Consider the following 25,372-nt stretch of genomic DNA (forward strand, 5'->3'; position numbering starts at 1 on the left):
CGTGAAACTTTGCGGCTGCGCCCTATGCGAATCTGCCGGTTAGACCTGACTGACCTCTAACACAAACGAAATCCTGCCCTCACTCGCGCTCCACACATACCGCAAATGCTTGCCCTGCTTCGGAATCGAAACCGCTGGCGGGCGGAACGTTGCAACGCATTCATGCCCAGGCAACCGCACGCTGTTATAGAGCAAGCCCCACGACTCGGCGTCGCGCAGTTGTCGCGCGAACAGCTGTGATGGGCCATAGGCTTCAGGATCAGGCTGATGCAGATGATCAAAGCCATGACGAATATCATGCAGCGGCCTGATCACTTGATTGATGTAAGTACGCATGGTCAATTCAAGATCAGCTTCCTGGGTCGCAGCGAGAAAACGTTCCTGATGAAAACAGGTTTCGGCGATGGCCGCAGCCTGACTGCTGGCGGCGTAATAGACGCCAAAGGTGCCGTCAGTGAAACGGCTGCGTTTGCCGACGTGAGTGAACGCGGCCATCACCGGGCTGGAACCGGGGCCGGACAGGCGATCTTCGGGACGTACGCGGGCAAGGACGCCGGCCTGTTCGATCAGCCGATCATTGGTCAGTGCTTCGATGGCGTAGGCAACTTCAAGGTCCTCCGGTTCGAGGACATCTTCGAACAGCGCAATCGGCGGGAAGCTGCTGTTGACGATACGATAGGCGCGCGGCCATGGCACATCGACTTGCGCCGGCGCTTTCAACCGCGCACTCCGTCGAGGTAGCGGCGCACATCGGCGATATCGACCACCCGGCCTGCCAGCATGTAATCCAGCGCGGTTTTGCCGTTGAACGGTGCCGCCGTGTTGGGGCTGCTGACCCAATCGTAGGCGCGCTCGCGGCTGTTGCTGAAGATGATGCTCAACGCCTTGTGGATGCCCATCAGATAAGAAATGCGCTCGAGCGTGTCGTGGGGCAGACGTATGTTCGGCAGGTGTTTGTATTTGTAGAACGTAGTGTTGCCGACTCCTCCGAGCAGGGTGCGTTGTTGCTCGGCGTTGCAGCCCCAGTGCTTCATGAGGTTGAAGAAGAACTTCAGCGCAACGCGCCCGGCTTCGGGGACGTCGAGTTGTTCGCGTGGGTTTAACGCAGTAGATGAAGTTGGCATTTGGCCGCCTCCAGAGAAATCATCATGCCTTGAGGTTAGTACATATCTGTACATTTACCCAAAATTAATACACTGATGAACAACCGTGCAGACTGAAAAATCCATGCTTCTCGCACGCATTTTTTGATCTCCATCACCCCCATCCCAGCAAAAACCCCGATCCTCTGTCAGCCTCCAGCCATCGGCGGGGAAATCAATTCGCTACTAAAGCCGCGACAACTATGCTCAGGTGCAGGAATATAGCCGGCATATGGCGCCGTTTCGGTCGTTTCGTACACAACAATACCCAGCCCACTTCAGAGGGCATTACCCATGGATAGCAGAACCTTACGCAACCTCATGCGCATCGTGCAGACCGGCTCGTTGTCGGCCGCAGCCGAGCATTCGTGCCTGACCGTGCAGGCGTTGGCCGCACAGTTGAACAAGGTCGAAGAGCAGTTCGGTTTCCGCTTGTTTCGCCGTTCCAACAAGGGCCTGACGCTGACGCCGCAAGGCACGGAGCTCACGCCTTACATCGACAAAGTGTTGATCGCCACGCGACAGATGGAAGAAAAGGTCGAAGCGCTGAAGGTGCCCGGGCAGCGGACGTTGAAGGTGGCGTTGAACAACACCCTGTCGCCTGATTTCAACCGGCGCATGATCGGACGCCTGATCGAGGTGTTTCCCGATTATCAGATGGAATTCAGCTACGCCGAGTCGATGGAAAACCTCAGCAAGCTGAAGAACGAAGATTTCGACCTTGCCGTGCTGATCGGCCCGCAGCGGCCGGGGCTGCCGAGCATCGTCCTGCCGGATGTGCAGGTGCAGGTGGTCGGTGCGCATTGCGGTCAGGAAAACGATCCGCTGACTTTGCTGGGCAACAAGTTCCAGGTGCGTCCTGCGGAAGATTGTCCGTATTCCCACAGCTTTTTGCGTTTTCTCGACGCCGGGCTGGGCAATCACGAGAACGGCCAGCGCATGGTCTATTCCTGCAGCGAAACCCTGACGCTGTCGTTGATCACGCAGATGGATGCGGTCGGCATGGTCTCGCGTGAAGCGGCGCAGAAAAACGGCCTGACGATTTTTCCCGGTTTCGAGGATTTCCTCGAAGTGCGCCTGGCGGTAAACAACCCGGAGTTGTCCCACCAGGCGCTGAACGACGTCGTTGATCTGCCGCTACATGAACGAGCCGAGCGCAATGTACGCAGCCGTCCCCACCGCCACACTGAGAAAGAGGTTTTTGCTGAAATACGCACATAGCAACGTCGGAATCGCGGCATAGAATTCCGGGCGATCGAGCTGAATATGCCGGTCCTTGATCAACAGGGGCGTGAGGCTGATCGCAGCGACGATCGCCACCGGCAAATATTCCAGTGCGCGCGCCACGAACGGCGGCCAGTGTTCGGTGTTGATCTGCAGCGGCAAGGCGCGCGGCAGGAAGGTCACCGCCATCATCAGCACCACCACCAGAATCAGGAACGTTTGGTCAGGCATACACCCACTCCGCAGCCCACAAACGTGGCGATAAATACGTTGAAGGGCGAACTGCCGATCAGGCTCAGCGCACCCATGCACACCACGGCGGCAGCGGCAGCGATCAGTTTGTTGCGCGTGTTGCACAGCGAGACCAGCACGTAGAGCATCATCGCCGTCAGCGCGTAGTCGAGCTGATACTTGATCAAGTGCGCCGCGTACTGCGCGCAGACCGCACCAAGCAAACCGCCGAGCACCCACGAGGTGTGGCAGAACAGGTTGAAACCGATCAGATAACGCACGTTGACCGGAGCGCCTGTACCGAGCTTGACGCTGTGAAAGGCGAAGGATTCATCCGTCAGGCCACCGGCGTAAGCCCAACGCTCCATGCGGCTCAAGCCTAATGCGCGCAGGGCTTTGGCCATGTACACCGACATCAGCATGTGCCGCGCATTGATCAGAAACGTGGTCAGCACAATGGTGGTCAGCGACGCACCGCTGGAGATCAGCGCCAGCGCGGCGAATTGCGAAGCGCCGGCATAGACAAACAAGCACATCGCCACCGGCAGCCACATCGGCAGGCCGGCGTTGACCGCCATCAACCCGAAGACAAATGACACGGTGAAATACCCGGCGACCACCGGGCTGGCTTCGGCAAACGTGCGCGACGGCTGATGAGTCGCCATCAGCGGCGCGCTGCCGGACCTTTCATTCATAGATCCCTCTCAAATGTTCGTTCGCCGTGAGGCTCGCAAAAACCCTGGGCGGTCCAGAATCGCTTGCCCGCGAGGTTAGCATCGTCGACGAACAGAAACATCCGCAGCACCCCGACCCGTTTCATGTCGGACGACGCTGCTTCGACCAAACGCTGGCCCACGCCCTGGCTGCGGTAACGCGGGCTCACGGCCAGATGGTTGATCGTGCCGCGACTGCCGAGCATGCCACCGAGCACCGCGCCGACGATCTCGCCCTCGACATCGAAAGCCAGATACGCCGTGGTGGTTTTCTGGATCAACACGCCGCGCAGGCATTTGGCGTCCTGCCATTCGCAGAACGACACTTCGTCGAACTGGCGGAAGAAGCGCTCCATGCGTTGCGCATCCTTGGCAGATGCGCGGCGCAGTACCACTGGCGTCGAGCACTCGACGCCGTCGATTGGGGTGATCTGATTAGCGAACAATGTCGAAAGCGGTCCCGGGCCGCGAGAAGGAAATCGCCAGAATCTGCCGGTACGCCATGGCATGGGTGTGGGTGTTGCGCGCCGGGGTCACGTAATGGCGCATGTCGCGATCGAGGAAGTAGGTGGTATCGAGAATTTCCTCGTAGGTGGTCGCCGCCAGTTGCTGCTGATGAATGTCATACAAACGACTCTCAGCGCCCTCGACATTATTGCGCCCCCAGAAGTGCACGCCGCTGAACGGATAGCCGTCGCAATGAATACCTTCAGGAGTGATTTCCAGCTGTTTGCCGGGTTTGATCTCGATGCGGATCTGATGGATCTGGCACTGCCAGATTTCATCGTGCAACTCTTCCGGCAGGACACTTTTGTACACTTCGAAATCGGTGTCGATCAGGCTGCGCATCACCGGCGAAGAGATCACTTCTTCGGAAAAGTCCTGAAAGTGTCGTACCACGCCACCGACGTAAGCGTTGTTCTCTTTCGATTGCACGTAAGCGCGATGCTCAAGTTGCTTGAGCTCACGGGTTTTCGGATTGTATTCAAAGTCGCTGTAACGACGATAACGCATGCCGGCTTCGGCCTGACCGTAGTAGCTGTCAGGCTCCATGTTTTCCCAACTTTTGGTCAGTCTGACGAAGTCGGCAAAATGACCGTAGAGATTGAAGTCACCACCCTGGACGTTGACAAACTTGTCGCGCCGTAGCGATTCGCCCACTTCTCTGTTCAAAACGATCATTACCAAATTCTCCGCTGCGTTGAACGCCCTAATCTATTGGGTGGAGAATTTGCGTCCATGAGAAAGAATTTCAGGCATTTGAAGCACTGCTTGAAACGGAATCTGCAGCGCTTGAAAAACGACTTTTACATGACAAGAACACCGGTTATTTGCGGTTTCGCTGAAAAACCGCCGAAAAAAAACCCCGAACGAATCGGGGTTTTCTCATTTTTCTTACAGCGGATCGATCATCAGAAGATGTTGATCGGATAGTCCACGAATACCCGCAGTTCGTTACCGCTGACGTTGTACTCGCTGGATTTCTGCGATACGCGCAGGATCGAGCTGCGCAACTTCACGCTCAGGTCTTTGGCCGGGCCACTCTGCACGACGTACTTGAACTGGTTGAAGATCTCACGCTCGGTGCCGCCTTCGCTGGTGGACGTGGTGATGTTGTCGCCGCGCACGTAAGCGAAGTTGTAGCTCAGGCCCGGAACACCGAACGAACCAAAGTCCAGGCCGTAACCCAGCTGCCAGCTGCGTTCGTCTTCGGCGTTGAAGTCAGACCAGTAGGAGTTGGCCAGGTAGATGGAGTTACCACCGTCGCCAACACGACCCTGGTCTTTCTGATAGCCGCCATAGGCGTAGCCCAAGTTGCTGTCGCCAGTGGAACGCTGATGCGCCACAGTGAACGAGTGCGGGCCAGTGGCGAAGGTGGCTGCCAGGCTCCAGATCTTGTTGTCGTCGCCAGTTACACCGTTTTCGCGGACATAGGAGTTGTCCAGCTTGGTGCGATAGCCGTTGAAATCCAGGGTCAGGGACTGATCCTTGTTGAACGGGATCACGTAGTTGGCGTTCACGTACTGTTTCTTCAAGACGTCTTCAACGTCGGACGCATACAGCGCGCCTTTGAAGTGTTCGGTGAACTGATAGCTGCCGCCCAACACGTTGATCGACTTCAGACCGCCGCTGTCACGGCCTTCATCGCTCTTGCGCGACTCGGCGGTGAATCGGCCGGCGTTCAATTCCAGGCCTTGGATCTCACGGGAGGTGATCAAAGTACCGGTATAGCTTTCCGGCAGCAGACGCACGTTGTCGTAGCTCAGCACCGGCAGGGCCGGCATCTGGTCGCCATAGGTCAACACGGTGTTGGACACACGGAATTTGACCGCTGCGCCGCCCTTGGCGATGTCGTGGTTCGCACGACCGTCATTTTCCTGTTTGAAGAAGTCGATGCCGCCGGCGCCGCTACGGCCCTTGCCGCCGTCCAGGCGCAATGCGTACAGACCGAAAGCGTCCACGCCGACACCGACGGTGCCTTGAGTGAAGCCCGACGAGAACGTACCGATGGCCGCTTGGCCCCATTCGGCCTTGTCCTTGTTACCGTCTTTGTAATCACGATTGATGTAGGCGTTGCGCAGCAGCACTTTCAGGCTGCTGTCTTCAACGAAACCCTTGGATTCGGCCTGGTCGTTAGCCATGGCCTGTGTAGCACTCAACATCCCCAGTGCGATCAGACTGATTCGCTTGTTCAACATTTTGTTTTCCTTATTACGGGTTGAAACGCGCTGTGTCGAACGGCTGAAACGGCGCTTTCTGCACTCTTGTATTCACCCCGAAACAAAAAGACCCGCCGACGTTAACGTCATGGCGGGCCTGCTCCTTATTTTGAGTCATGGCGGTTAGCCACAGGCGTTGGGCCGAATCGTAGCCGCGCCCTGAACTGTGTGTCAATTTCAAGAATCGTCTTTAAATAGGCGAAAAACGTCTAAGAAACGTAATTTTTTTGCTCGGCTGTTGCAGAAAAAACGGATTAAACAGGGAGTTTGAACTGTGGGAGCGAGCCTGCTCGCGAAGCGCTGGATCAGTCAACAAAGTCATTGGCAGGGCTGACGTCTTCGCGAGCAGGCTCGCTCCCACCTTTGAATACCTGTGGATAAAAATCAGGCAAAAAAAAGCGCCGCCATTCCGGCAGCGCTTTTACCAATCCCTATTGTTCTTATCCTTCCATCACATCCCACAAGGCTTCCAGCTCGGCCTCGCTGAACAGGCCAGCGGGGTAACGCTCGATCATCATCCGGCGCGGATCAGGTTGTCTGATCTGACGCGTTCCATTGGACTTCAACCAGTGCGCGACAAGCTGGAGCGATTCGCCGTTGACGGCCATGGGATGCACAGTCCGCTCGCTGATTACGTTCACTTCGGCGTTCATTTCAGCGCTCTCTCCCCGTTCGTGAGCGGCTACGTTATCCAAGGTTTGTGACAGAACTGTTGAAGTTCCCCGCCCTCCCTAGTGCATAAGGAGCAATACAAGAGCTATGCCAAGGCGACTCGAATGTAGACCGGCGGATACGAACAAGCCCGCGGTCCTGACGGGCCGCGGGCTTGCTTTGATGCTGAGCGAGCTAATCATTGCCTGGCTGATTTGTGAATCAACTCAAGCTGTTACGACTCAACTCACTCTTTGTGCGGCGCTGGCTGCTGTTGGGTAAGGCAGTGAATATTGCCGCCACCCAGTAACAGTTCGCGGCCCGGCACCATCACCACTTCGTGCTGCGGGAACAGCTTCTGCAGAATTTCCCTGGCCGGAGCATCCATCGGGTCGTCGAAGCTCGGCGCGATGATGCCGCCGTTGACAATCAGGAAGTTCACGTAGGAACCGGCCAGACGCACGGAAGGATTGCGCTCCTGCGAACCGTCCACCGCATCGACCCCGGCGCATTCTTCTTCGGTCGCGTACAGCGGCCCCGGAATCGGCATTTTGTGCACCGTGAACGGGCGGCCCTTGGCGTCGGTGCTGCTTTGCAGCACTTTCATTGCGGCCTGGCATCGCGGGTAGTTCGGATCCTGCGGATCATCGGTCCACGCCAGCAGCACTTCGCCCGGACGCACGTAGCAGCAGAAGTTATCCACATGGCCGTCGGTTTCATCGTTGAACAAGCCATCCGGCAACCAGATGATCTTGTCCACAGACAGGTTGTCGCTGAGTACGGCTTCGATTTCTTCGCGGCTCAGGTGCGGGTTGCGATTGCGGTTGAGCAGGCATTCTTCGGTGGTGATCAGCGTGCCTTCGCCGTCGACATGAATCGAACCCCCTTCGAGCACGAAACCTTCGGTGCGGTAACGCGGGCTGCGCTCGATCTCGAGGATCTTGCCGCCGACCTGCGAATCACGGTTCCACGGTGCATACAGGCCGCCATCGAAACCACCCCAGGCGTTGAAATCCCAGTTCACACCGCGTACTTCGCCATGGTTATTGATCACAAAGGTCGGGCCGCTGTCGCGAACCCAGGCGTCGTCGCTGGACATCTCCACCACGCGGATATTCGGCACATCGAGGCGCGCGCGGGCGTTTTCGTATTGGCCGGCGGAGACGGCAACGGTCACCGGCTCGAAGCGGGCGATGGCCTTGGCCACCGTGGCGTGCGCAGCCTGCGCCGGTTTGCCGCCCAGACGCCAGTTGTCCGGGCGCTCGGGCCAGATCATCCAGGTCTGGGTTTGTGGCGCCCACTCGGCCGGCATGTAGAAGCCATCGGCGCGTGGGGTACTTTTCAATGTGGTCATCAGGACTCCAGGGAACCGTCGAGGGTTTTCAACGCGCCGTACAGATTCGGCCGGCGGTCGCGGAATGAACCCCACGCGCTGCGAATATGTTCCAGCTCGTCGAGGTTGAACGTGTGCACAAGAATACCTTCTTCGGTTTTATTCAGCTCCTGCACTTTTTCGCCGAACTGGTTGGCGATGAACGACGAGCCGTAGAAGGTGATGTCGTAGCCGTCCTGCTCTTCGTTGCCGATGCGGTTGCTGGCAATCAGCGGCATCAGGTTGGCGCCGGCATGGCCCTGCTGCACCCGCTGCCAGTGATCGCGTGAAGAGATGGTCTTGTCGTGCGGCTCGCTGCCGATCGCGGTTGGATAAAAGAGAATTTCCGCGCCTTGCAGGGCCATGCTGCGTGCCGCTTCCGGGAACCACTGGTCCCAGCAGATGCCAACGCCGATTTTCGCGTAACGGGTGTTCCATACCTTGAAGCCGGTGTCGCCCGGGTTGAAGTAATACTTTTCGTGATAGCCCGGGCCGTCAGGGATGTGGCTTTTACGATAAATCCCGAGGCTGCTGCCGTCGGCGTCGATGATCGCGATGCTGTTGAAGCGTGCACGCCCGGCCAGTTCGTAGAAGCTGATCGGCAGCACCACTTGCAGCTCTTTGGCGATTTTCCGGAAATGCTTGATGGCCACGTTCTCTTCAACCGTCGTCGCCAGTTGCAGGTAATCCGGATTGGGCTTCTGGCAGAAGTACGGTGCCTCGAACAGTTCCTGGATGAGGATGATCTGCGCGCCTTTGCCGGCGGCTTCACGGACCAGTCTTTCAGCGGTTTCGAGGTTGGCTTCCAGGTCCCACGAACAGGCCATCTGCGTGGCGGCGACGGTAACGATACGGCTCATGAATCATCTCCGGGCTAGTGCTTTGACGGTCGAAGAATTCAACCGAAAAGAAAACGCGCGCACCGGACAAGAGTTCACCATGCCGGAGCAATGGCGACTTTATAACCGATAAATATCGGCCTTAAAAGCTATAAATCAGTAATTTATTCCATTGAACGCCAATTAAATCGATACAAATCGAACTTAAGACCGAAAACAAATGTGGGAGCGAGCCCGCTCGCGAATGCGCTGTGTCAGTCACCGCATGTGGCGACTGATACACAGCTTTCGCGAGCAGGCGCGCTCCCACAGGGGATGTGCGTTGCTTAAAGGCCTTCGGTAAGCACCCGATCCAGCATATCGACAAAGAAATCCACGCTCTGGCGCGACGTCACCATCGGTGGCTTGATTTTGAGGATGTTCAAGTCATCGCCGGTCGGCTGCATGAAAATCCCCAACTCGCGCAGGCGATCACACAGCAATGCAGTCTCGGCAGTTGCCGGTTCCAGCGTCTGCCGATTGCGGATCAGCTCCAGCCCGAGATAAAACCCGGAGCCGTGCACCGCGCCGACCAACGGATGTTTATCGATTAACGCTTCCAGGCGCGCCTTGAAGTGGCCGCCGACGACCTGGGCGTTTTCCCAGAGCTTTTCTTCCTCCATCACATCGAGCACCGCCATACCAATCTGGCAACTGACCGGACTTCCGCCCGCCGACGAGAAGAAATAGCCTTCGGCCTCCAGCGCCTCGGCGATTTCCCGGCGAGTGATCACCGCGCCAAGTGGCTGACCGTTACCCATGCCCTTGGCCATGGTGATGATGTCCGGCACCACGCCCTGCTCTTCGAAACCCCAGAAAAAATGGCCCATGCGCCCGTAACCGACCTGCACTTCGTCAGCGATGCACACCCCGCCCTGCGCGCGGACCCTTTCATACACCTGCGACAAATAGCCCGGCGGCAACGAAATACCCCCGGCATTGCCGTAGACCGGCTCGCAGATGAAACCGGCCAGTTGCCGCTTCTGCTCGGCCAGTTTTTGCAGATGATGCTCGACGCTGCGCACGTAATCCGGCGCCGAATCGGCGCCACGGAATTCGCCGCGATACGTGTTCGGCGCCGGCACTGGGTGCACCCAGTCCGGGCGACTTTCCAGGGCCTTCGGGTTGTCGGCAATCGATGTCGATACCGCATCGGCGCCGATCGTCCAGCCGTGATACGCCTCGAGCACGCTGATCATGTCGCGCCCGCCGCTGAAGGCCCAGGCCAGGCGAATCGCCAGGTCATTGGCCTCGCTGCCGCTGTTGACCAGAAATACACGATCCATGCCCTTCGGCGCCAGCTTCAGCAAGCGCTCGGAAAACTCGGCGACCGCCGCGTAGTTGAAACGCGAATTGGTATTGAGCAACGACCACTGCCGCGCCGCGACCGCCGCCATCCGAGGGTGACCGTGGCCGAGCACGGCGACGTTATTGAGCATGTCCAGATACGAGCGGCCCTGCATATCTATCAGGTGATTGCGCCAGCCGCGTTCAATGCGCGGCGGGTCAACGTAATAGTGTTTTTGCGTGCGGGCAAAACTGGCATCGCGTCGTTCGAGCAGGGTTTTTGCGTCCAGCTCAGGCTCGGCGTCGCAGGCCAGCCCGAGCAGCATCGCCGGTGACGGGCACAACGCCTGCCACGCCGATGCACGGGACGGCGTGCAGAACAGCGGCGCGTCGAGTTCTGCTCCCCGGCACATCTGCACTAGCAGCGGGCCCGTGACCGTACCGAGCTTCTGGCCTTGATCCACTGCCACACCCTGCTCAAGAACGGGCGTCACGCCCCACAGGCGAACGCTGAACTGCGGGCCATCGAGTTGCAGCGCACCGTTTGCCGCTTGCTTCAGAACGCCGGCGAACGGTGCTTGCACTTCGGCTCCAGCCGGCACACGCAATTCGACATGCAACGGGAACGTGTCCGGCTCAGTCGCGCTGTTTGGCCGAGTACGTGACAAGCGGTACTGGCCATAACGCGTCGCCGCCAGCCCGTGCACCGCTGCGGCCTCTGTCAGCAAGCGCTGATCAATGCCCTGCTGCTCCCAATTGCCCGCCTCGAAGTGCGGGCTCAACACGCCCAGATCGATCAGCGCGAATTCGCGCCCGACCAGCCCTGGCAACAACGGTGCAAATTCTGTGTTTTCGGCCTCTGGCACGGTCTGTCCCACGGCTCTGAGAATCGCCGCTTCCATCAGCGCCTGTGGCACCGATGTCGCGACGCGAAAAATTTCCCACTCGTGACTGAGATTGTCGCGGCTATACGTATTGGTGGGGTCGATGCTCACCTGTTGCTCGCCACTGAGCACCAGCACCGCCGCCCGGGACACGATCAATGGCCACAGCGCTTGCAGCTCAGCGTACTGCAACGGATTGACCGCGTGATACGCCTGGACCGCCGGCAGGATGACAAACGGATCGCCATCGGCGTGATGCAGCAAAGCCGCACAGGTCACCGACAGATCGGTGATACGCCAGGTGCGCACCAGATCACCGAAGTCGATCACACCCTGCAACTGCCAATGCCGCTGGGCGTCGCGCGCCCAAACGGCGTTGTCATCGGTGATGTCCATGTGAATCGCCTGCACCGGCAGTTTGTCCAGCAACGGCTGCAAACGGCGCTCGGCCTGCTCGGCGGCAGCGCTGATCGCCGCACCCTGCTGCGCGTCGGTGATCACCGGCAACAGATGACTGATCAAAGCGTTGGCGTGACGCGCGTCCCACTGCAAGGTGCGTTCAAGGCCCGGATGATCGAAGCCGGCCAGCGCCAAATCCATCTCGCCACAGAGTCGGCCAAACCCGGCGACCACGTCTTTGCCAAGATGATCGAAATCGGTCAATGGTTGGCCGTCGATGTACTCCAGCAAGCGCACATGCACCGTTTCGCCATTGGCTTGCAACGACAACAGATCGGCACCGTTATTGGCTGCGATGACGCGCGGCACCTTGATCGCCGAATGCTCGGCCAAGTATTTGAGCCCGGCGTGCTGGGCTTGCAACTCCACAAGGGCGTAATCGCCACGACAGACTTTCAACACGAAGCGCCCACGCACGCTGTCGACGCGATAATTCAGATCCTGCTGGCTGCCCAGCGCCTGCAACGTGCCGCTGAGCCCGTAATATTCGGCCAGCCATTGCAGCGCCTGCGCCTCTGAAACCTGCGGACCGGGCAAACTGGCGCGATGAATCAACGTGGCGAGCGGCATGAAACGACCCCTGAAATTTTATTAGGCGCTTATATCGCCATTGCCTTGGCGGTTACGCAACCCCCTTAGGACGTTGCCCGGTCAAACGAAAACGGAAATGCAATCATGGAAGCCTTCCAGGCAAACTTTCCCACAAGACTTTCAGATTGTGTTTCAGCGCCGCTCTGTGCAATCTGCGCCACAAATTCACAGCACGGATGCAAGCCCACGTCATGTCCCATCGTCGCCTCGCCCTTACCGACAAAAAGGTTCGCAACATCCCTCGCCGCTTACGTGCATTGGCTGCTTGGGCCGCCGATTTCGAGGGATACTTTCCAGCCGACCTCACTCTCGAAGATAAATACTGGAACTGGAAAATTCCGATTCACATGGCGCTGGTCGAAGGAAAACAGGCAACTACCGATCTGAAAAGGCAATCTGCCCAGAACTTGATCGACGCGGCGCAGCATCTACGCCTGGCTCGTCCTGAGCATGCGCTTGACTGCAGGGTGGTCGCAGCCATTTGTGTTCCCGGCATGTTTTCCAGCGAAATCTGTATCTATACGGATCTGGAATACCACCGAGGTCATATCCCTGCCTCCGATAGCGAATATGTCGAAACCGGCAAAAGCCTGGCTCAAGAATGGGGGCTTGTGTTGCCACATGGCATGGGCGAACGAGGTTTGCGCTACGAGGTTGAAGGCTGGGATGGGCAGACTTATGAAGAGGAACGCTGGTATTTTGGCGAGGTCGATTGACGCTCCGGCGTAGTCCGCACTCGCGCCCCGCAGCGCTTTGCGCAAGAATGTCGGCCATTCACACCTGTCTATGGAAATCCTCATGAATGTCATCACCACCGATTTGCCCGGTGTTCTGATCATCGAACCCAAGGTGTTCGGCGACGAGCGCGGTTTTTTCTACGAGAGTTTCAATGCCAAGGCGTTTCAGGACGCTACCGGTCTGGAAACGCAGTTTGTGCAGGACAACCATTCGCGCTCGCAAAAAGGCGTGCTGCGTGGCCTGCATTATCAGTTGCAGAACACCCAGGGCAAACTGGTTCGCGTGACGGCGGGTGAAGTGCTCGATGTGGCGGTGGACATCCGTCGCAGCTCGCCGCATTTCGGCAAATCGGTGGCGGTGCGCCTGTCGGCGGAAAATCATCGTCAGCTGTGGGTTCCGGAAGGTTTCGCTCACGGCTTCGTGGTGCTGAGCGAGTTCGCCGAGTTCCTCTACAAGACCACCAACTACTACGACCCGTCTTCCGAGCGCAGCATTCGCTGGGACGACCCGGCGCTGGGCATCGACTGGCAACTGGACGAAGCGCCGAAGCTGTCGGCCAAGGACCAGGCGGCCGCGCTGCTCAAGGACGCTGACGTCTTCGCCTGAGGCCAGGTCTGTACGAAAACTCGCCGAGCGGTGATCAGGCAAGGCAAAAACAGGCGAGGAAGCGGAGTCTAGATCCCTAAATGAGCATTCCGAGCCTGTTTTTAACGCAGCATGATCGACGCGCAGGCAGTTTTCGTACTGAGCAAAGGCATAATGCGCCTGTCCCTACAGGCGTATCCGGCTCATGAAACCCACTCTCCCCCGCAGACCTCGCTGGCGCAGCCTCGCGCTGTTGGCCCTGTGCCTGGCGCCGCTGCTGTGGCCGCTGGAACATCTTGCCGAACGCTATTACCGCAGCGAACTCGCCGGGCAGAATCGCCAGACTCTCGATCTCTACGTCGCCAACCTGCTCGGCACCCTGCATCGCTATGAAGTGTTGCCGCAGATTCTCGGCGATCTGCCGGCCCTGCGCGCGGTGCTCGGTGCGCCGGATGACGGCGTGACCCAAGACAACGCCAATCGCCTGCTGAAAAACATCGCCGCGCAGACCGGCGCTGAAGTCATGTACCTGATGGACACGTCCGGCCAGACGCTGGCGGCGTCGAACTGGGACAAACGCGACAGCTTCGTCGGCCGCAATTTCGCCTTCCGCCCGTATTTCAGCGAAGCCATGGCCGGGCGCCTCGGACGCTTCTTCGGCCTCGGCACCACTTCCGCCAAACGCGGCTACTTCTTCGCCGCTGCTGTGCGCAACGGCGAGAAAATCATCGGCGTGCTGGTGATCAAGGTCGACCTCGACCACACCGAAAGCCTGTGGGGCAAAACCCCGGAACAATTGCTGGTGACCGACCATAACGGCGTGGTCATCCTGACGTCGCGCCCGGAATGGCGTTTCCGCTCCACCCGTGCATTGAGCGATGCCGAGCGCGCCGCGATCACTGCGATCCAGCCCTACCCGACCCGCGAACCCCGACCGCTTAACCTCAGTTCCGACGCTTGGCTCACGCAGACCCACGACATCGCCGAAACCGGCTGGAGCGTGAGCATTCTCGCCCCGCGCACGCTGATCGATCGTCCGGTGCGCACGGTGGTCGCGATCGGCGGCGCCACGCTGTTGGTGGTGATGCTGCTGGTGGGTTTGATGATGCAACGTCGCCGGCATTATCTGGAGCGCATCGCCTTCGAGGCCAAGGCGCGCCGCGAACTGGAAGGCCGGGTGGCTGAACGTACCAGCGATCTGGAGGGCCTCAACCGGCGTTTGAAGCAGGAAGTGCTCGAGCGTGAGCAGGCGCAGCAGGAGCTGGTGCGCGCCCAGGACGATCTGGTCCAGGCGGGCAAATTGTCGGCGCTGGGGACCATGTCGGCGAGCATCAGCCACGAACTCAATCAGCCGCTGGCGGCGATTCGCAGCTATGCGGAAAACGCCGAAGTGCTGCTCGATCATCAGCGCACCGAGGACGCGCGCGGCAACCTCAAGCTGATCAGCGAACTGACCGGGCGCATGGCCTCGATCATCGCCCATTTGCGTGCCTTCGCTCGGCGCGATCGCCACGCACCGGAAAGCGTTGCCCTGCAACCAGCGCTGGACGATGCGCTGGCATTGCTGGCCAAACGTCGGCGCAGCATGGAAGTCGAACTGATCCGCGATCTGCCAGCCGCGACGCTGTGGGTCGAGGCCGGCGAAACCCGCTTGCGCCAAGTGCTGGGCAATCTGCTGGCCAATGCTCTCGATGCCCTGACCGAAAAAGGCCCGCCGCGCAAATTGTGGCTGAGTGCCGAAGCCACCGCCGACGGCGTCAATCTGTACATTCGCGACAACGGCCCCGGGTTCTGCATGGAAGCTCTTGGCCGCGCCAGCGAGCCCTTTTACACCACCAAGACCCGCACACAGGGTCTGGGTCTGGGACTGGCGATTTGTGAAACGCTGATGCGCGCCTTTGGTGGCGAGCTGTCGTTCGCCAACCACAAGCAGGGCGGCGCCCTGATCACCCTGCGCCTGCGCGCCGGCGCGCCCGGAGTCAGCCTGCAACCGTCCGAGGATCGAAGTGCATGACCATCGACAATCGCATCCAGGTAGTGTTGATCGACGACGATCCGCACCTGCGCCAAGCCCTCGGCCAGACCCTGGACCTGGCCGGCCTGAAAATCCTGCCGCTGTCCGAAGCCAAGGGCCTGGCCGCGCAACTTGAGCGTGACTGGCCGGGGGTGGTGGTCAGCGACATCCGCATGCCGGGCATGGACGGCCTCGAACTGTTGAGCGAGTTGCATGCACAGGATCCGGAGTTGCCGGTGCTGCTGATCACCGGCCATGGCGACGTACCGCTGGCGGTGCAGGCGATGCGCGCCGGCGCTTACGACTTTCTGGAAAAACCCTTTGCCAGCGATGCACTGCTCGACAGCGTCCGTCGCGCCCTCGCGCTACGGCGGCTGGTGCTGGACAACCGCAGCCCGCGTCTGGCCTTGAGCGACCGCAACGAATTGAGCGCGCGACTGGTCGGCCATTCGACGCCAATGCTGCGCCTGCGTGAGCAGATCGGTGCGCTGGCAGCGACCAAGGCTGATGTGCTGATCCTCGGCGAAACCGGCGCTGGTAAAGAGGTGGTTGCCCGCGCGCTGCACGACTTGTCGAGCCGCCGCAACGGCCCGTTCGTGGCGATCAATGCCGGTGCCCTGGCGGAATCGGTGGTGGAAAGCGAGCTGTTCGGTCACGAGCCCGGCGCTTTCACCGGCGCGCAGAAACGCCGCATCGGCAAATTCGAATTCGCCAACGGCGGCACGCTGTTTCTCGACGAAATCGAAAGCATGAGCATGGACGTGCAAGTGAAGCTGCTGCGCATGCTGCAGGAGCGCGTCGTCGAACGCCTGGGCGGCAATCAGTTGATCCCGCTGGACATCCGCGTCATCGCCGCGACCAAGGAAGATCTGCGCCAGGCGGCGGATCAGGGTCGCTTCCGCGCCGACTTGTATTACCGCCTCAATGTCGCGCCGCTGCGCATCCCACCGTTGCGCGAACGCGGCGAAGACGCACTGGTGCTGTTCCAGCACTACGCCGATGAAGCCAGCGCCCGCCACGGCTTGCCGCCCCACGAGCTGCAACCGGCACACCGCGCCCTGCTGCTGCGCCACACCTGGCCGGGCAATGTACGTGAACTGCAAAATGCCGCCGAACGCTTCGCCCTCGGGCTTGAGCTGGCACTGGACAACAGCGCGGATGGCAGCGGCGGCGCGCCGGTCGAAGTGGTCAGCGGCGGCCTCAGTGAGCAAGTGGAAAACTTCGAGAAGTCGTTGATAGCCGCCGAACTGGCGCGCTCGCACAGCTCGGTGCGCAGCCTCGCCGAAGCCTTGGGTATTCCGCGCAAGACCCTGCACGACAAGCTGCGCAAACACGGTCTGAATTTCGGCGACAGCAGCCACGGGGAAGACAACGAATGAGCAGCGCAAGCGAATACCTGCAAACGGTGCTGCATCACGACATTCCGCTGACCGCCGAGATGGGCCTCAAAGTGCTTGAATGGCGTGAGCAGCAATTGAGCCTGCACCTGCCGCTTGCGCCCAACGTCAATCACAAGAGCACCATGTTTGGCGGCAGCCTCTACTGCGGCGCGGTGCTGGCCGGCTGGGGCTGGTTGCATCTACGTTTGAAGGAAGAAGGGATTACCGACGGACACATCGTCATTCAGGAAGGGCAGATCAGTTATCCGCTGCCGGTGACCGGGGACGCCGTGGCGATCTGCCCGGCACCGGATGCGGCAGTCTGGAAACGGTTCGTGGCGATCTATCGGCGATATGGGCGGGCGCGGCTGACGCTGGATACGCGGATCCTGAATGCGGGAAGTGGGGACGAGGCGGTTAGATTTACCGGGCAGTACGTTTTGCACCGTTGAAGATCAACAGCCCCTCACCCTAGCCCTCTCCCGAGGGAGAGGGAACCGATACGGGGATGCTGCAGATTTACGTCGACCTGAAACTGCTTCGCCGACTCCACAATCGACTCGATTCTCCAGGTCCATGCATAGCGCCAGACAACTCGGTCGGCTCCCTCTCCTGGGGGAGAGGGCTGGGTGAGGGGAATTGCGGATCAGGCAGTTAGCCTCGGGCCAACTCCAACAACCGTCCGCGCCACGCAGCCTTCGCCGGCAGCGCCAGAAAGAACTCATTCAACAGCGATTCCCGCGGCGGATAACTGAACGCTTCGCCATTCAAATCCAGCACCTCACCCCCCGCGCCTTCCAGCACTCCCTGCGCTGCCGCCGTGTCCCACTGCGAAGTCGGCGCAAGACGTGGATAGCAATCGGCAGCACCTTCGGCCAACAGACAGAACTTCAAGGAGCTGCCGATATTGGCCAGTTGCAGCTCACCAAGACTGGCGCTCAACCCGGCCAGCAAACGCTCTTGCTCGGGACTGGAATGGCGACGGCTGGCCACCACAGTAAACGCCTCGCCCGGCGCAGGCACATCGCGCACCTGAATAGCTATCGGCGTTGCGCCTTTGTCGCCACGCCATGTCCCGAGCCCGGCGCCACCGACGTAAAAACGACCGTTGGTCGGCATCGTCACCACGCCAAACACCACCCGGCCATTTTCGATCAGCGCGATGTTGACGGTGAATTCTTCGCTACCGCTGATGAACTCCTTGGTACCGTCCAGCGGATCCACCAGCCACCAGCGTTGCCAACCGGCGCGCACGCTTTGCGGGATGTCGGCGTCCTCTTCCGAGAGCACCGGAATGCTCGAATCCAGCGCCGTCAGCCCGGCAACGATAAGGTGATGCGCAGCCAGATCGGCAGCCGTCACCGGCGAATCATCGGACTTGGCCGTGACTTCGACGCCTGCACGCCAGAACGGCAGAATCGCCTCGCCAGCCTGTAAAGCCAGCGCAACCACAGGTGCCATCAGCGGATGGGGAAAATTCATCGACGTCTCACTCATAGCTGAACACCCCGCGCTGGCTCAGCAGGTCGCGGGTCAGATACAGCGCCGCCAAGGCGCGGCCTTCGGAAAATTGCGGATTCTGCGCCAGCGCCGACAGTTCGCGCAGGTTGACCTTGTCGACCCGCATCGGCTCCGGCTCATCACCTTCCAGCCGCTCTTCATACAGGTCGGTGGCCAGCACCACTTGGATTTTCTGGCTCATGTAACCGGGCGACAGCGACAGCTCGGTCAGATGTTCCAATTGACGCGCGCCATAACCGGCCTCTTCCTTGAGCTCCCGCTCGGCCGCCGCCAGCACGTCCTCGCCCGGCTCGATCAGGCCTTTGGGCAGAGACAGTTCGTATTCGTCGGTGCCGCCGCAGTATTCCTCGATCAACACTGCGTGTTCGGCATCAAGCATCGCGACGATCATCACCGCGCCATAACCCGCGCCCTTGCCAACCAGACGCTCGTAAGTACGCTCCACGCCATTGGAAAATCGCAGCTTGAGTTCTTCGACGCGAAACAGGCGACTGGTGGCGACGATCTCGCGGGCGAGTACGGTGGGTTTCTGGCGCATGCAAAGCTCCTTGGCGTGAACGCGCTACTATAACGCGGCTTTCCCGATTGTTTGCGTCGGATATCCTTTCACCGTTCGAGACGTTGCCATGCCTTCTTTACCGTGGTCCGACATCGATACCGTTCTGCTCGACATGGACGGCACGCTGCTGGATCTGCACTTCGACAACCATTTCTGGCTCGAACACCTGCCCCAGCGCTACGCCGAACTGCACGGCATCAGCCGGGCCATGGCCGAGCTGGAATTGCAGCCATTGTTCGAGCGCCACGCCGGCCAGTTGCAGTGGTATTGCCTGGATTTCTGGAGCGCGGAACTGAAATTGTCGGTGCGTGAACTGAAACAGGAAACCGCCCATCTGATCGCCCTGCGCGCGGATGCCGATACCTTCCTCGACGCGATCAAACGCGCCGGCAAACGGGTGATCATGATCACCAATGCGCACCGCGATTCGCTGTCGTTGAAACTGGAACGGATCGAACTCGCACCATACTTCGAGCGGCTGATCAGCTCGCACGACTATGGTTATCCCAAGGAGAACCCGCAGTTCTGGGATGCCTTGCAGGCGGACATCGGTTTTGATCCGGCGCGCAGCCTGTTTATCGACGACACCTTGCCGATCCTGCGCAGTGCACGGGATTTTGGCGTAGCGCACTTGCTGGCGGTGAAAGAACCGGACAGCCGCAAAGGGCCGAAGGACACGGCCGAATTTGCCGCGGTCGGGGATTACCGCGATCTCATCGCCGGACTCTGAATCCTGTAGGAGCTGCCGAAGGCTGCGATCTTTTGACTTTGTTAAACCAAGATCAAAAGATCGCAGCCTTCGGCAGCTCCTACATTACTGCGTTATTTTGGAATGCGCAGCTTCTGCCCCGGATAAATCTTGTTCACATCCTTGAGCATCGGTTTGTTGGCTTCGAAAATCTTCTCGTACTGGTTGGCATTGCCATAGACGCGCAGTGAAATTGCGCTGAGTGTGTCACCTGCTTTGACCTCGACAAACTCTGCCGCAACCACCACCGGCCCGGTCACGGTGATCTGATCATCCACACTGCCCACGCCAGCAATGTTGCCCACCGCGAGCAGAATCTTTTCCTTCTCTTCCTGGCTCGCCACCTCACCGGTGACAGTTACCTTGTCGCCATCCACGGTCGCCTGCACGTTGGGATTGCCCAGCCCGACCTTGCTGATATGTTCCTTCAACTGCTCGCTGGCATTGGCGTTTCCGGGAGTCAACAGATCAAGCAGTTTCTCACCGGCTTCTTTGACAAAACTCAAAAGGCTCATCGCATTCACTCCATGTAATAAAGGGTCAGTCGTCCAAGCCTAGACCACCCCAGCCAAACCCGGTTCCAGTCCGACCAATGACGCTGCCGCGCCGCAGGCGGTAGAATCGCCACACCCCGCCAACCGCCCGGAGCGAAGATGGACATCAAGCAACTGAAATTCCTCATCGCCCTCGACGAAACACGCCATTTCGGCCAGGCCGCCGCGCGCTGCCACATCACCCAGCCGACCCTGTCGATGCGCTTGCGCAGCCTCGAAGAAGAACTTGATCTGCCATTGGTCAACCGTGGCCAGCGCTTCGAAGGTTTCACCGCGCCGGGCGAGCGCGTGCTGGCTTGGGCGCGCACGGTGCTGGCGGCTTACGACGGCTTGCAGGCAGAAGCGGCGGCCTGTCGCGGCAACCTGATCGGTACGCTGCGCCTGGGCGTGGTGCCGCTGTCGAGCTTCGATCCGTTGCCGCTGATGCAACGTCTGCATGCGGCGCACCCGGACCTGCGCTTCGAACTGTCGTCGCTGAGCTCCGAGCAGGTGCTCGAACACTTGGCAAACAACCGCATCGACATTGGCGTGTCCTATCTGGAGCGTCTGGACAGCGAGCGCTTCGATTCGCTGGCCTTCAACGAAACGCGCATGGGCCTGCTCTATGACGAGCGCTCGTTCAACTTCGGCGAAGCCCCCCTGAGCTGGGAATCGCTGATCGAACTGCCGCTGTGCATGCTCACCAGCGGCATGCACTTTCGCCAGTCCATCGACCACAACTTCCACAGCCGTGGCCTGACCCCGCAACCGTTGTTGCAAACCGACGCCGTGCATCAACTGCTGCAAGCAGTACACGGCGGTTTTTGCTGCGCGATCATGCCGCTCGATGGCGGCGCGGAAACCCTTGCTGATCACCTGCGTCTGCAACCGATCGAAAATGCCCACACCCTCGCGCCACTGGGGCTGATCATGCGCCGTGGCGCGCCGCGTTCAGCGCTGGCGGAAGCCTGTTTCGCGCTTTATCAGAAATCGCCAACAGACGCTTGATCGACGGCATCTATCGGTAGATCGGTAATAGCGATTAGACGCGACAACTTGCCGCGCCTAGTCTTGACCTAGATCAAACCGTCGGTGATGCCATGAACGCCAAGCGCCCAGCCTGCGCGGCGCCAGCAATTGAAACGCCCGCGCCTGCCGCCAGCCAGACCTACAGCTACAGCGATCTACCCTTTGAGGCATCGGCCAGCACCGCGCTGGCCGAGGAAGTCGCGTTGGCGATCGCCTACAACGGCATCAGCCAGGCAGTGATGCTGGTGACGCCGACCGACCTTGAAGATTTCATCGTCGGTTTCAGCCTCGGTAGCGGCATCATCGAAGACGCCAGCGATATCTACGATCTGCAACTGACAGGCGCAGGCTCGGCGCAATACGCGCAAGTGACCATCGCCAATCGCGCATTCTGGAACCTCAAACAGCAGCGTCGGCAGTTGGCCGGCACCAGCGGCTGCGGACTGTGCGGCGTCGAAGCCGTCGAACAGGCGCTGCCTGAGCTCAAAGTGTTGCCGGGCGCGGCGTTGCCACCGATCGAATGGCTCGACGGTTTGCGCCAGCGCATCGGCGCCTTCCAGCCGCTCGGTCAGCACTGCGGCGCGGTGCATGCAGCGGTGTTCATGAATGCCCGTGGCGAATTGCTGCTCGGCCGCGAAGACATCGGCCGACACAACGCCCTCGACAAGCTGATTGGCGGGTTGGTCCGCCAGAAGATTTCCACCGAAGGCGGCCTGGCGATTGTCACCAGCCGTTGCAGCCTCGAATTGATCCAGAAAATCTTGCGTGCCGGCATCCAGACCCTGGTCAGCCTGTCGGCACCCACCGGTCTGGCCGTGCAATGGGCCCGGCGCCACAACCTCAATCTCATCCACCTGCCGCAGAAAAGTGCGCCGCGGGTGTACAGCCCCGCGATGGAGAATCAAGCGTGAGCCAACATCATCAAGCCGACCAGAAACCTGTCCCGCGCTACAAGCCTTACAAAGGTGCCGCTGGCGGCTGGGGCGCCCTGATCAGTGTGGCCCAGGCGTGGCTGACCAGCGATAACGCCCTGAAAAACCTGCGCATGATGCTCAAGACCAACCAGAACGGCGGTTTCGACTGCCCGGGTTGCGCCTGGGGTGATTCGCCGGAAAGCGGCATGGTCAAGTTCTGCGAGAACGGCGCCAAAGCGGTGAACTGGGAAGCGACCAAGCGTCGCGTCGATGCCAAATTCTTCGCCAAGCACAGCGTCACTTCCTTGCTGGAACAAAGCGATTACTGGCTGGAATATCAGGGTCGCCTGACCGAGCCGATGGTCTACGACGCCGAGTCCGACCGCTATAAGCCGATATCTTGGGAAGATGCCTTCGCCCTGATCGGCAAGCATCTGCGCAATCTGCCGAGCCCGGATCAGGCCGAGTTCTACACCTCGGGGCGCGCCAGCAACGAAGCAGCGTATCTGTATCAGCTGTTCGTGCGGGCTTACGGCACCAACAATTTTCCTGACTGCTCGAACATGTGCCACGAGGCCAGTGGCGTGGCGTTGGCGCAGAGTGTCGGGGTCGGCAAAGGCACGGTGACCTTCGACGACTTCGAACACGCCGACGCGATTTTCGTCTGGGGCCAGAACCCTGGCACCAACCATCCGCGCATGCTCGAACCGTTGCGTGAAGCGGTGAAACGCGGCGCCCAAGTGGTGTGCATCAATCCGCTGAAAGAGCGCGGTCTGGAGCGTTTCCAGCATCCACAGCACCCGATCGAAATGCTCACCAACGGCGACAAGCCGACCAACACCGCGTATTTCCGCCCGGCACTCGGCGGCGACATGGCGGTGCTGCGCGGCATGGCCAAGTTCCTCCTGCAATGGGAACGCGATGCGCAGAAGGCAGGCGAGCCGGCGGTGTTCGACCATGATTTCCTCAATGCCCACAGCGCTAACGTGCTGGAGTACCTCGCCACTGTCGACGACACCTCGTGGGAGCAGATCGTCGAGCAATCGGGGCTGACCCTGGTCGAGATCGAGCAAGCTGCGCGCATGTACGCCAAAGGCAAGAACGTGATCATGTGCTGGGCCATGGGCATCACCCAGCACCGTCATTCGGTGCCGACCATTCAGGAAATCGCCAACCTGACGCTGCTGCGCGGCAATATCGGCAAACCTGGCGCCGGTCTGTGCCCGGTGCGTGGTCACAGCAACGTGCAGGGCGACCGCACCATGGGCATCAACGAGCGTCCACCGGTGGCGTTCCTCGACTCGCTGGAGCGTCGCTTCCAGTTCAAGGTGCCGCGCCACAATGGCCACAACGTGGTCGAGGCGATTCATGCGATGGCCGAAGGTCGCGCCAAGGTGTTCATCGGCTTGGGCGGCAACTTTGCCCAGGCCACGCCGGACAGCTCGCGCACTTTCGAAGCGCTGCGCAACTGCGACCTGACCGTGCAGATCAGCACCAAGCTCAACCGCAGCCACCTCGCTCACGGCAAAGACGCGCTGATCCTGCCGTGCCTGGGCCGTACCGACATCGACATCCAGACCGAAGGCCCGCAAGCGGTGACCGTGGAAGACTCGTTCAGCATGGTCCACGCGTCCAACGGCCAGTTGCAGCCGCTGTCGAACCAGATGCGCTCGGAACCATCGATCATCGCAGGCATCGCTGCCGCCACTCTCGGCAGCCAACCGGTGGACTGGAACTGGCTGGTAGCCGATTACGGGCGCATTCGCGAACTGATCGCCGACACCATCCCGAGTTTCAAAGACTTCAACGACAAGATCAAAAACCCGGGCGGCTTCTATCTGGGCAACTCGGCTGGCGCCCGCAAGTGGAACACACCTTCGGGCCGTGCCAATTTCCGCGCCAACCAGTTGCCGAAAGACCTGGTCCACGAGCGCACCCGTGCCACCGGCCAGGTGCCGGATCTGATCCTGCAATCGATGCGCTCCCACGATCAGTACAACACGACGATCTATGGTCTCGACGACCGCTACCGTGGCGTGAAGGGCCAGCGTGACGTGCTGTTCGCCAACGAGGCCGACATCATTCGCCTGGGCTTCCGTCCAGGGCAGAAGGCCGACATCGTGTCGATCTGGGACGACGGTCGCGAGCGTCGGGTGAAAGGTTTTACATTGTTGGCGTTCGATATTCCTGCCGGGCAGGCAGCGGCATACTATCCGGAAGTCAATCCGCTGGTGCCGCTGGAGAGCACAGGCGATGGCAGCCACACGCCGACGTCGAAGTTCATTGCGATCCGGCTGGAAGCGGCGAGTGAGACTGGTTTGATCATGGCTAAATCCGCTTAACCGCGGAGCCAGATCCGGCCCCTTCGCGAGCAGGCTCGCTCACAGTTGGAATACGTTTCAAATGTGGGAGCGAGCCTGCTCGCGAAAGCTATCGACCTGTCAACAGATCTGCCTTAGCAAAGATTTTCGACCGCCCACAAAAAAGGCCGTTTCTGCATGAAAACGGCCTGTCCGAAGTAGCTAAAGACCGGCGAAAATCGGTTAAGTTCCGGTGAAAAAACAGTAACTTGCATTATTGTATACAAGTCGTGTTATTCGTCGGATTTTGATTGTCACGCCCAACGCAGAGCCTCAGGATCGGCGCCGTCATCCCTTTGAGGCTCATCCTCTATGAAGTTCTCCTCGATTCTCTTGTTGTCCCTTGGCCTGGTCAGTGGCTTCGCTTCTGCCGGAGGCACCACCGAAGCAGGTGTGGGCGGCGCATTGGGCGGGGTTCTTGGCTCGGTCGTCGGTCAATCGTTAGGCGGCAATACAGGTTCCACCATTGGCGCAGCCCTGGGCGGCGCGGGTGGTAGCGCAGTCGGCGCCGACAAGCGCAGCCGTGGCGAAGCAGCCATCGGTGGTGCACTGGGTGCAGCCGGCGGTAACGTGGTTGGCCGCAGTCTCGGCGGCACCACCGGCAGCCTGATCGGCTCCGCCGCTGGTGGCGGTGCAGGCGGCGCGCTGGGTAACTACATGGGCAACAAGAGCGACGATGATGATCGTCGCTACGACCGTCGCCATGATGACCGTCGCTACTACCGCGACCGTGGTCATCCAGGTCGCGGCCATGCCTACGGCCACCGCAAGCATCACAAGTACTATCGCCACCACTAAGGCGAAGGCTTGAACAAAAAATCGCAGCTTTTTAGCTGCGAT

At 59.9% G+C, this 25,372-nt stretch carries 25 protein-coding genes; 11 read left to right on the plus strand and 14 right to left on the minus strand.

Translation table 11 applies throughout. The annotated features are described in order from the left end of the window. Nucleotides 1-39: 39 nt before the first annotated feature. The gene (locus tag KVG85_RS18855; protein ID WP_217864632.1) at nucleotides 40-720 is read right to left on the minus strand and encodes an RES family NAD+ phosphorylase; all 681 of its coding nucleotides are present in this window, start codon (nucleotides 718-720) and stop codon (nucleotides 40-42) included. Further along, nucleotides 717-1,124, minus strand: a complete 408-nt coding sequence (locus KVG85_RS18860; RefSeq protein ID WP_217864633.1) for an MbcA/ParS/Xre antitoxin family protein — start codon at nucleotides 1,122-1,124, stop codon at nucleotides 717-719. The genes KVG85_RS18855 and KVG85_RS18860 overlap by 4 nt, the downstream gene beginning before the upstream one ends. A 312-nt stretch (nucleotides 1,125-1,436) precedes the next feature. On the opposite strand from KVG85_RS18860, the gene KVG85_RS18865 reads away from it, so the two are divergent. Further along, the gene (locus KVG85_RS18865) at nucleotides 1,437-2,363 is read left to right on the plus strand and encodes a LysR family transcriptional regulator (protein ID WP_016772151.1); all 927 of its coding nucleotides are present in this window, start codon (nucleotides 1,437-1,439) and stop codon (nucleotides 2,361-2,363) included. Here the strand turns inward: KVG85_RS18865 and KVG85_RS18870 are convergent. From KVG85_RS18870 to KVG85_RS18910, 9 genes are all read right to left on the minus strand, one after another. Continuing rightward, nucleotides 2,280-2,597, minus strand: coding sequence for an AzlD domain-containing protein (locus tag KVG85_RS18870; protein WP_217864634.1), 318 nt, complete (start codon nucleotides 2,595-2,597; stop codon nucleotides 2,280-2,282). The genes KVG85_RS18865 and KVG85_RS18870 overlap by 84 nt on opposite strands. Beyond that, nucleotides 2,576-3,292 (minus strand): AzlC family ABC transporter permease, encoded by a 717-nt coding sequence (locus tag KVG85_RS18875; RefSeq protein ID WP_016772152.1) that lies wholly within the window; start codon nucleotides 3,290-3,292, stop codon nucleotides 2,576-2,578. Before KVG85_RS18875 ends, KVG85_RS18870 begins: the two co-directional genes overlap by 22 nt. After that, nucleotides 3,289-3,666: a GNAT family N-acetyltransferase gene (locus tag KVG85_RS18880; RefSeq protein WP_003220700.1), complete on the minus strand. Its 378-nt coding sequence runs from the start codon at nucleotides 3,664-3,666 to the stop codon at nucleotides 3,289-3,291. The genes KVG85_RS18875 and KVG85_RS18880 overlap by 4 nt, the downstream gene beginning before the upstream one ends. Nucleotides 3,667-3,745: 79 nt before the next feature. Beyond that, nucleotides 3,746-4,492: a 2OG-Fe dioxygenase family protein gene (locus KVG85_RS18885; protein ID WP_016772154.1), complete on the minus strand. Its 747-nt coding sequence runs from the start codon at nucleotides 4,490-4,492 to the stop codon at nucleotides 3,746-3,748. A 230-nt stretch (nucleotides 4,493-4,722) separates the two neighbouring features. Further along, nucleotides 4,723-6,009: an OprD family porin gene (locus tag KVG85_RS18890; RefSeq protein ID WP_016772155.1), complete on the minus strand. Its 1,287-nt coding sequence runs from the start codon at nucleotides 6,007-6,009 to the stop codon at nucleotides 4,723-4,725. A 461-nt stretch (nucleotides 6,010-6,470) separates the two neighbouring features. Beyond that, complete coding sequence (locus tag KVG85_RS18895; RefSeq protein ID WP_016772156.1) at nucleotides 6,471-6,683, minus strand: hypothetical protein; 213 nt, start codon at nucleotides 6,681-6,683, stop codon at nucleotides 6,471-6,473. 245 nt (nucleotides 6,684-6,928) lie between these two features. After that, the gene (gene aguA / locus KVG85_RS18900; protein WP_151551647.1) at nucleotides 6,929-8,035 is read right to left on the minus strand and encodes an agmatine deiminase; all 1,107 of its coding nucleotides are present in this window, start codon (nucleotides 8,033-8,035) and stop codon (nucleotides 6,929-6,931) included. Next, nucleotides 8,035-8,913 carry an N-carbamoylputrescine amidase gene (gene aguB / locus KVG85_RS18905; RefSeq protein ID WP_217864635.1) on the minus strand — a complete coding sequence of 293 codons (879 nt, stop codon included), beginning with the start codon at nucleotides 8,911-8,913 and terminating at the stop codon, nucleotides 8,035-8,037. Before aguB ends, aguA begins: the two co-directional genes overlap by 1 nt. Before the next feature lie 305 nt (nucleotides 8,914-9,218). Then, nucleotides 9,219-12,131: an aminotransferase gene (locus KVG85_RS18910; RefSeq protein WP_217864636.1), complete on the minus strand. Its 2,913-nt coding sequence runs from the start codon at nucleotides 12,129-12,131 to the stop codon at nucleotides 9,219-9,221. A gap of 212 nt (nucleotides 12,132-12,343) precedes the next feature. Here KVG85_RS18910 and KVG85_RS18915 point away from each other — a divergent pair, with 212 nt between their 5' ends. From KVG85_RS18915 to KVG85_RS18935, 5 genes are all read left to right on the plus strand, one after another. Further along, on the plus strand, nucleotides 12,344-12,868 hold the full coding sequence (locus tag KVG85_RS18915; RefSeq protein ID WP_217864637.1) for a DUF3916 domain-containing protein: 525 nt from the start codon (nucleotides 12,344-12,346) through the stop codon (nucleotides 12,866-12,868). Nucleotides 12,869-12,950: 82 nt separating this feature from the next. Then, entirely contained in the window at nucleotides 12,951-13,496 is a 546-nt protein-coding gene (gene rfbC, locus KVG85_RS18920) for a dTDP-4-dehydrorhamnose 3,5-epimerase (protein ID WP_016772161.1), read from the plus strand. A 184-nt stretch (nucleotides 13,497-13,680) separates the two neighbouring features. Then, nucleotides 13,681-15,489, plus strand: a complete 1,809-nt coding sequence (locus KVG85_RS18925; RefSeq protein ID WP_217864638.1) for a sensor histidine kinase — start codon at nucleotides 13,681-13,683, stop codon at nucleotides 15,487-15,489. After that, entirely contained in the window at nucleotides 15,486-16,868 is a 1,383-nt protein-coding gene (locus tag KVG85_RS18930; protein ID WP_217864639.1) for a sigma-54-dependent transcriptional regulator, read from the plus strand. The genes KVG85_RS18925 and KVG85_RS18930 overlap by 4 nt, the downstream gene beginning before the upstream one ends. Next, on the plus strand, nucleotides 16,865-17,320 hold the full coding sequence (locus KVG85_RS18935; protein WP_217864640.1) for a thioesterase domain-containing protein: 456 nt from the start codon (nucleotides 16,865-16,867) through the stop codon (nucleotides 17,318-17,320). Before KVG85_RS18930 ends, KVG85_RS18935 begins: the two co-directional genes overlap by 4 nt. A 202-nt stretch (nucleotides 17,321-17,522) precedes the next feature. Here KVG85_RS18935 and cysQ read toward each other — a convergent pair whose 3' ends face one another. Beyond that, a complete protein-coding gene (gene cysQ / locus KVG85_RS18940) occupies nucleotides 17,523-18,350 on the minus strand; it encodes a 3'(2'),5'-bisphosphate nucleotidase CysQ (protein ID WP_217865002.1) in 828 nt (275 codons plus the stop codon). 7 nt (nucleotides 18,351-18,357) lie between these two features. Further along, nucleotides 18,358-18,927, minus strand: a complete 570-nt coding sequence (nudE, locus tag KVG85_RS18945) for an ADP compounds hydrolase NudE (protein ID WP_016772166.1) — start codon at nucleotides 18,925-18,927, stop codon at nucleotides 18,358-18,360. Between the two features lie 88 nt (nucleotides 18,928-19,015). Here nudE and yrfG point away from each other — a divergent pair, with 88 nt between their 5' ends. Further along, on the plus strand, nucleotides 19,016-19,678 hold the full coding sequence (yrfG, locus tag KVG85_RS18950) for a GMP/IMP nucleotidase (protein WP_217864641.1): 663 nt from the start codon (nucleotides 19,016-19,018) through the stop codon (nucleotides 19,676-19,678). A 92-nt stretch (nucleotides 19,679-19,770) separates the two neighbouring features. Here yrfG and lysM read toward each other — a convergent pair whose 3' ends face one another. Beyond that, nucleotides 19,771-20,211 (minus strand): peptidoglycan-binding protein LysM, encoded by a 441-nt coding sequence (gene lysM / locus KVG85_RS18955; RefSeq protein WP_071174080.1) that lies wholly within the window; start codon nucleotides 20,209-20,211, stop codon nucleotides 19,771-19,773. 138 nt (nucleotides 20,212-20,349) lie between these two features. Between lysM and KVG85_RS18960 the strand changes: the two genes are divergently transcribed. The 4 genes from KVG85_RS18960 to KVG85_RS18975 all read left to right on the plus strand — a co-directional run bounded on the left by KVG85_RS18960 (nucleotide 20,350) and on the right by KVG85_RS18975 (nucleotide 25,330). Next, the gene (locus tag KVG85_RS18960) at nucleotides 20,350-21,237 is read left to right on the plus strand and encodes a LysR family transcriptional regulator (protein WP_217864642.1); all 888 of its coding nucleotides are present in this window, start codon (nucleotides 20,350-20,352) and stop codon (nucleotides 21,235-21,237) included. A 92-nt stretch (nucleotides 21,238-21,329) separates the two neighbouring features. Continuing rightward, nucleotides 21,330-22,169, plus strand: a complete 840-nt coding sequence (gene fdhD / locus KVG85_RS18965; protein WP_217864643.1) for a formate dehydrogenase accessory sulfurtransferase FdhD — start codon at nucleotides 21,330-21,332, stop codon at nucleotides 22,167-22,169. Further along, nucleotides 22,166-24,514, plus strand: coding sequence for an FdhF/YdeP family oxidoreductase (locus tag KVG85_RS18970; RefSeq protein ID WP_217864644.1), 2,349 nt, complete (start codon nucleotides 22,166-22,168; stop codon nucleotides 24,512-24,514). Before fdhD ends, KVG85_RS18970 begins: the two co-directional genes overlap by 4 nt. Before the next feature lie 330 nt (nucleotides 24,515-24,844). Beyond that, nucleotides 24,845-25,330 (plus strand): glycine zipper domain-containing protein, encoded by a 486-nt coding sequence (locus tag KVG85_RS18975; protein ID WP_039756448.1) that lies wholly within the window; start codon nucleotides 24,845-24,847, stop codon nucleotides 25,328-25,330. Nucleotides 25,331-25,372: the final 42 nt, after the last annotated feature.

The organism is Pseudomonas triticicola (genome assembly GCF_019145375.1).
Lineage (GTDB): Bacteria > Pseudomonadota > Gammaproteobacteria > Pseudomonadales > Pseudomonadaceae > Aquipseudomonas > Aquipseudomonas triticicola.

Coding starts and splice junctions, on each gene's coding strand:
- yrfG (WP_217864641.1), top strand. CDS start 19,016: ATGCCTTCTTTACCGTGGTCCGACATCGATACCGTTCTGCTCGACATG.
- KVG85_RS18880 (WP_003220700.1), bottom strand. CDS start 3,666: ATGGAGCGCTTCTTCCGCCAGTTCGACGAAGTGTCGTTCTGCGAATGG.
- KVG85_RS18975 (WP_039756448.1), top strand. CDS start 24,845: ATGAAGTTCTCCTCGATTCTCTTGTTGTCCCTTGGCCTGGTCAGTGGC.
- cysQ (WP_217865002.1), bottom strand. CDS start 18,350: ATGAATTTTCCCCATCCGCTGATGGCACCTGTGGTTGCGCTGGCTTTA.
- KVG85_RS18910 (WP_217864636.1), bottom strand. CDS start 12,131: ATGCCGCTCGCCACGTTGATTCATCGCGCCAGTTTGCCCGGTCCGCAG.
- KVG85_RS18875 (WP_016772152.1), bottom strand. CDS start 3,292: ATGAATGAAAGGTCCGGCAGCGCGCCGCTGATGGCGACTCATCAGCCG.
- aguB (WP_217864635.1), bottom strand. CDS start 8,913: ATGAGCCGTATCGTTACCGTCGCCGCCACGCAGATGGCCTGTTCGTGG.
- KVG85_RS18860 (WP_217864633.1), bottom strand. CDS start 1,124: ATGCCAACTTCATCTACTGCGTTAAACCCACGCGAACAACTCGACGTC.
- KVG85_RS18930 (WP_217864639.1), top strand. CDS start 15,486: ATGACCATCGACAATCGCATCCAGGTAGTGTTGATCGACGACGATCCG.
- fdhD (WP_217864643.1), top strand. CDS start 21,330: ATGAACGCCAAGCGCCCAGCCTGCGCGGCGCCAGCAATTGAAACGCCC.
- KVG85_RS18890 (WP_016772155.1), bottom strand. CDS start 6,009: ATGTTGAACAAGCGAATCAGTCTGATCGCACTGGGGATGTTGAGTGCT.
- lysM (WP_071174080.1), bottom strand. CDS start 20,211: ATGAGCCTTTTGAGTTTTGTCAAAGAAGCCGGTGAGAAACTGCTTGAT.
- KVG85_RS18885 (WP_016772154.1), bottom strand. CDS start 4,492: ATGATCGTTTTGAACAGAGAAGTGGGCGAATCGCTACGGCGCGACAAG.
- nudE (WP_016772166.1), bottom strand. CDS start 18,927: ATGCGCCAGAAACCCACCGTACTCGCCCGCGAGATCGTCGCCACCAGT.
- KVG85_RS18865 (WP_016772151.1), top strand. CDS start 1,437: ATGGATAGCAGAACCTTACGCAACCTCATGCGCATCGTGCAGACCGGC.
- KVG85_RS18935 (WP_217864640.1), top strand. CDS start 16,865: ATGAGCAGCGCAAGCGAATACCTGCAAACGGTGCTGCATCACGACATT.
- KVG85_RS18925 (WP_217864638.1), top strand. CDS start 13,681: ATGAAACCCACTCTCCCCCGCAGACCTCGCTGGCGCAGCCTCGCGCTG.
- aguA (WP_151551647.1), bottom strand. CDS start 8,035: ATGACCACATTGAAAAGTACCCCACGCGCCGATGGCTTCTACATGCCG.
- KVG85_RS18895 (WP_016772156.1), bottom strand. CDS start 6,683: ATGAACGCCGAAGTGAACGTAATCAGCGAGCGGACTGTGCATCCCATG.
- rfbC (WP_016772161.1), top strand. CDS start 12,951: ATGAATGTCATCACCACCGATTTGCCCGGTGTTCTGATCATCGAACCC.
- KVG85_RS18915 (WP_217864637.1), top strand. CDS start 12,344: ATGTCCCATCGTCGCCTCGCCCTTACCGACAAAAAGGTTCGCAACATC.
- KVG85_RS18960 (WP_217864642.1), top strand. CDS start 20,350: ATGGACATCAAGCAACTGAAATTCCTCATCGCCCTCGACGAAACACGC.
- KVG85_RS18870 (WP_217864634.1), bottom strand. CDS start 2,597: ATGCCTGACCAAACGTTCCTGATTCTGGTGGTGGTGCTGATGATGGCG.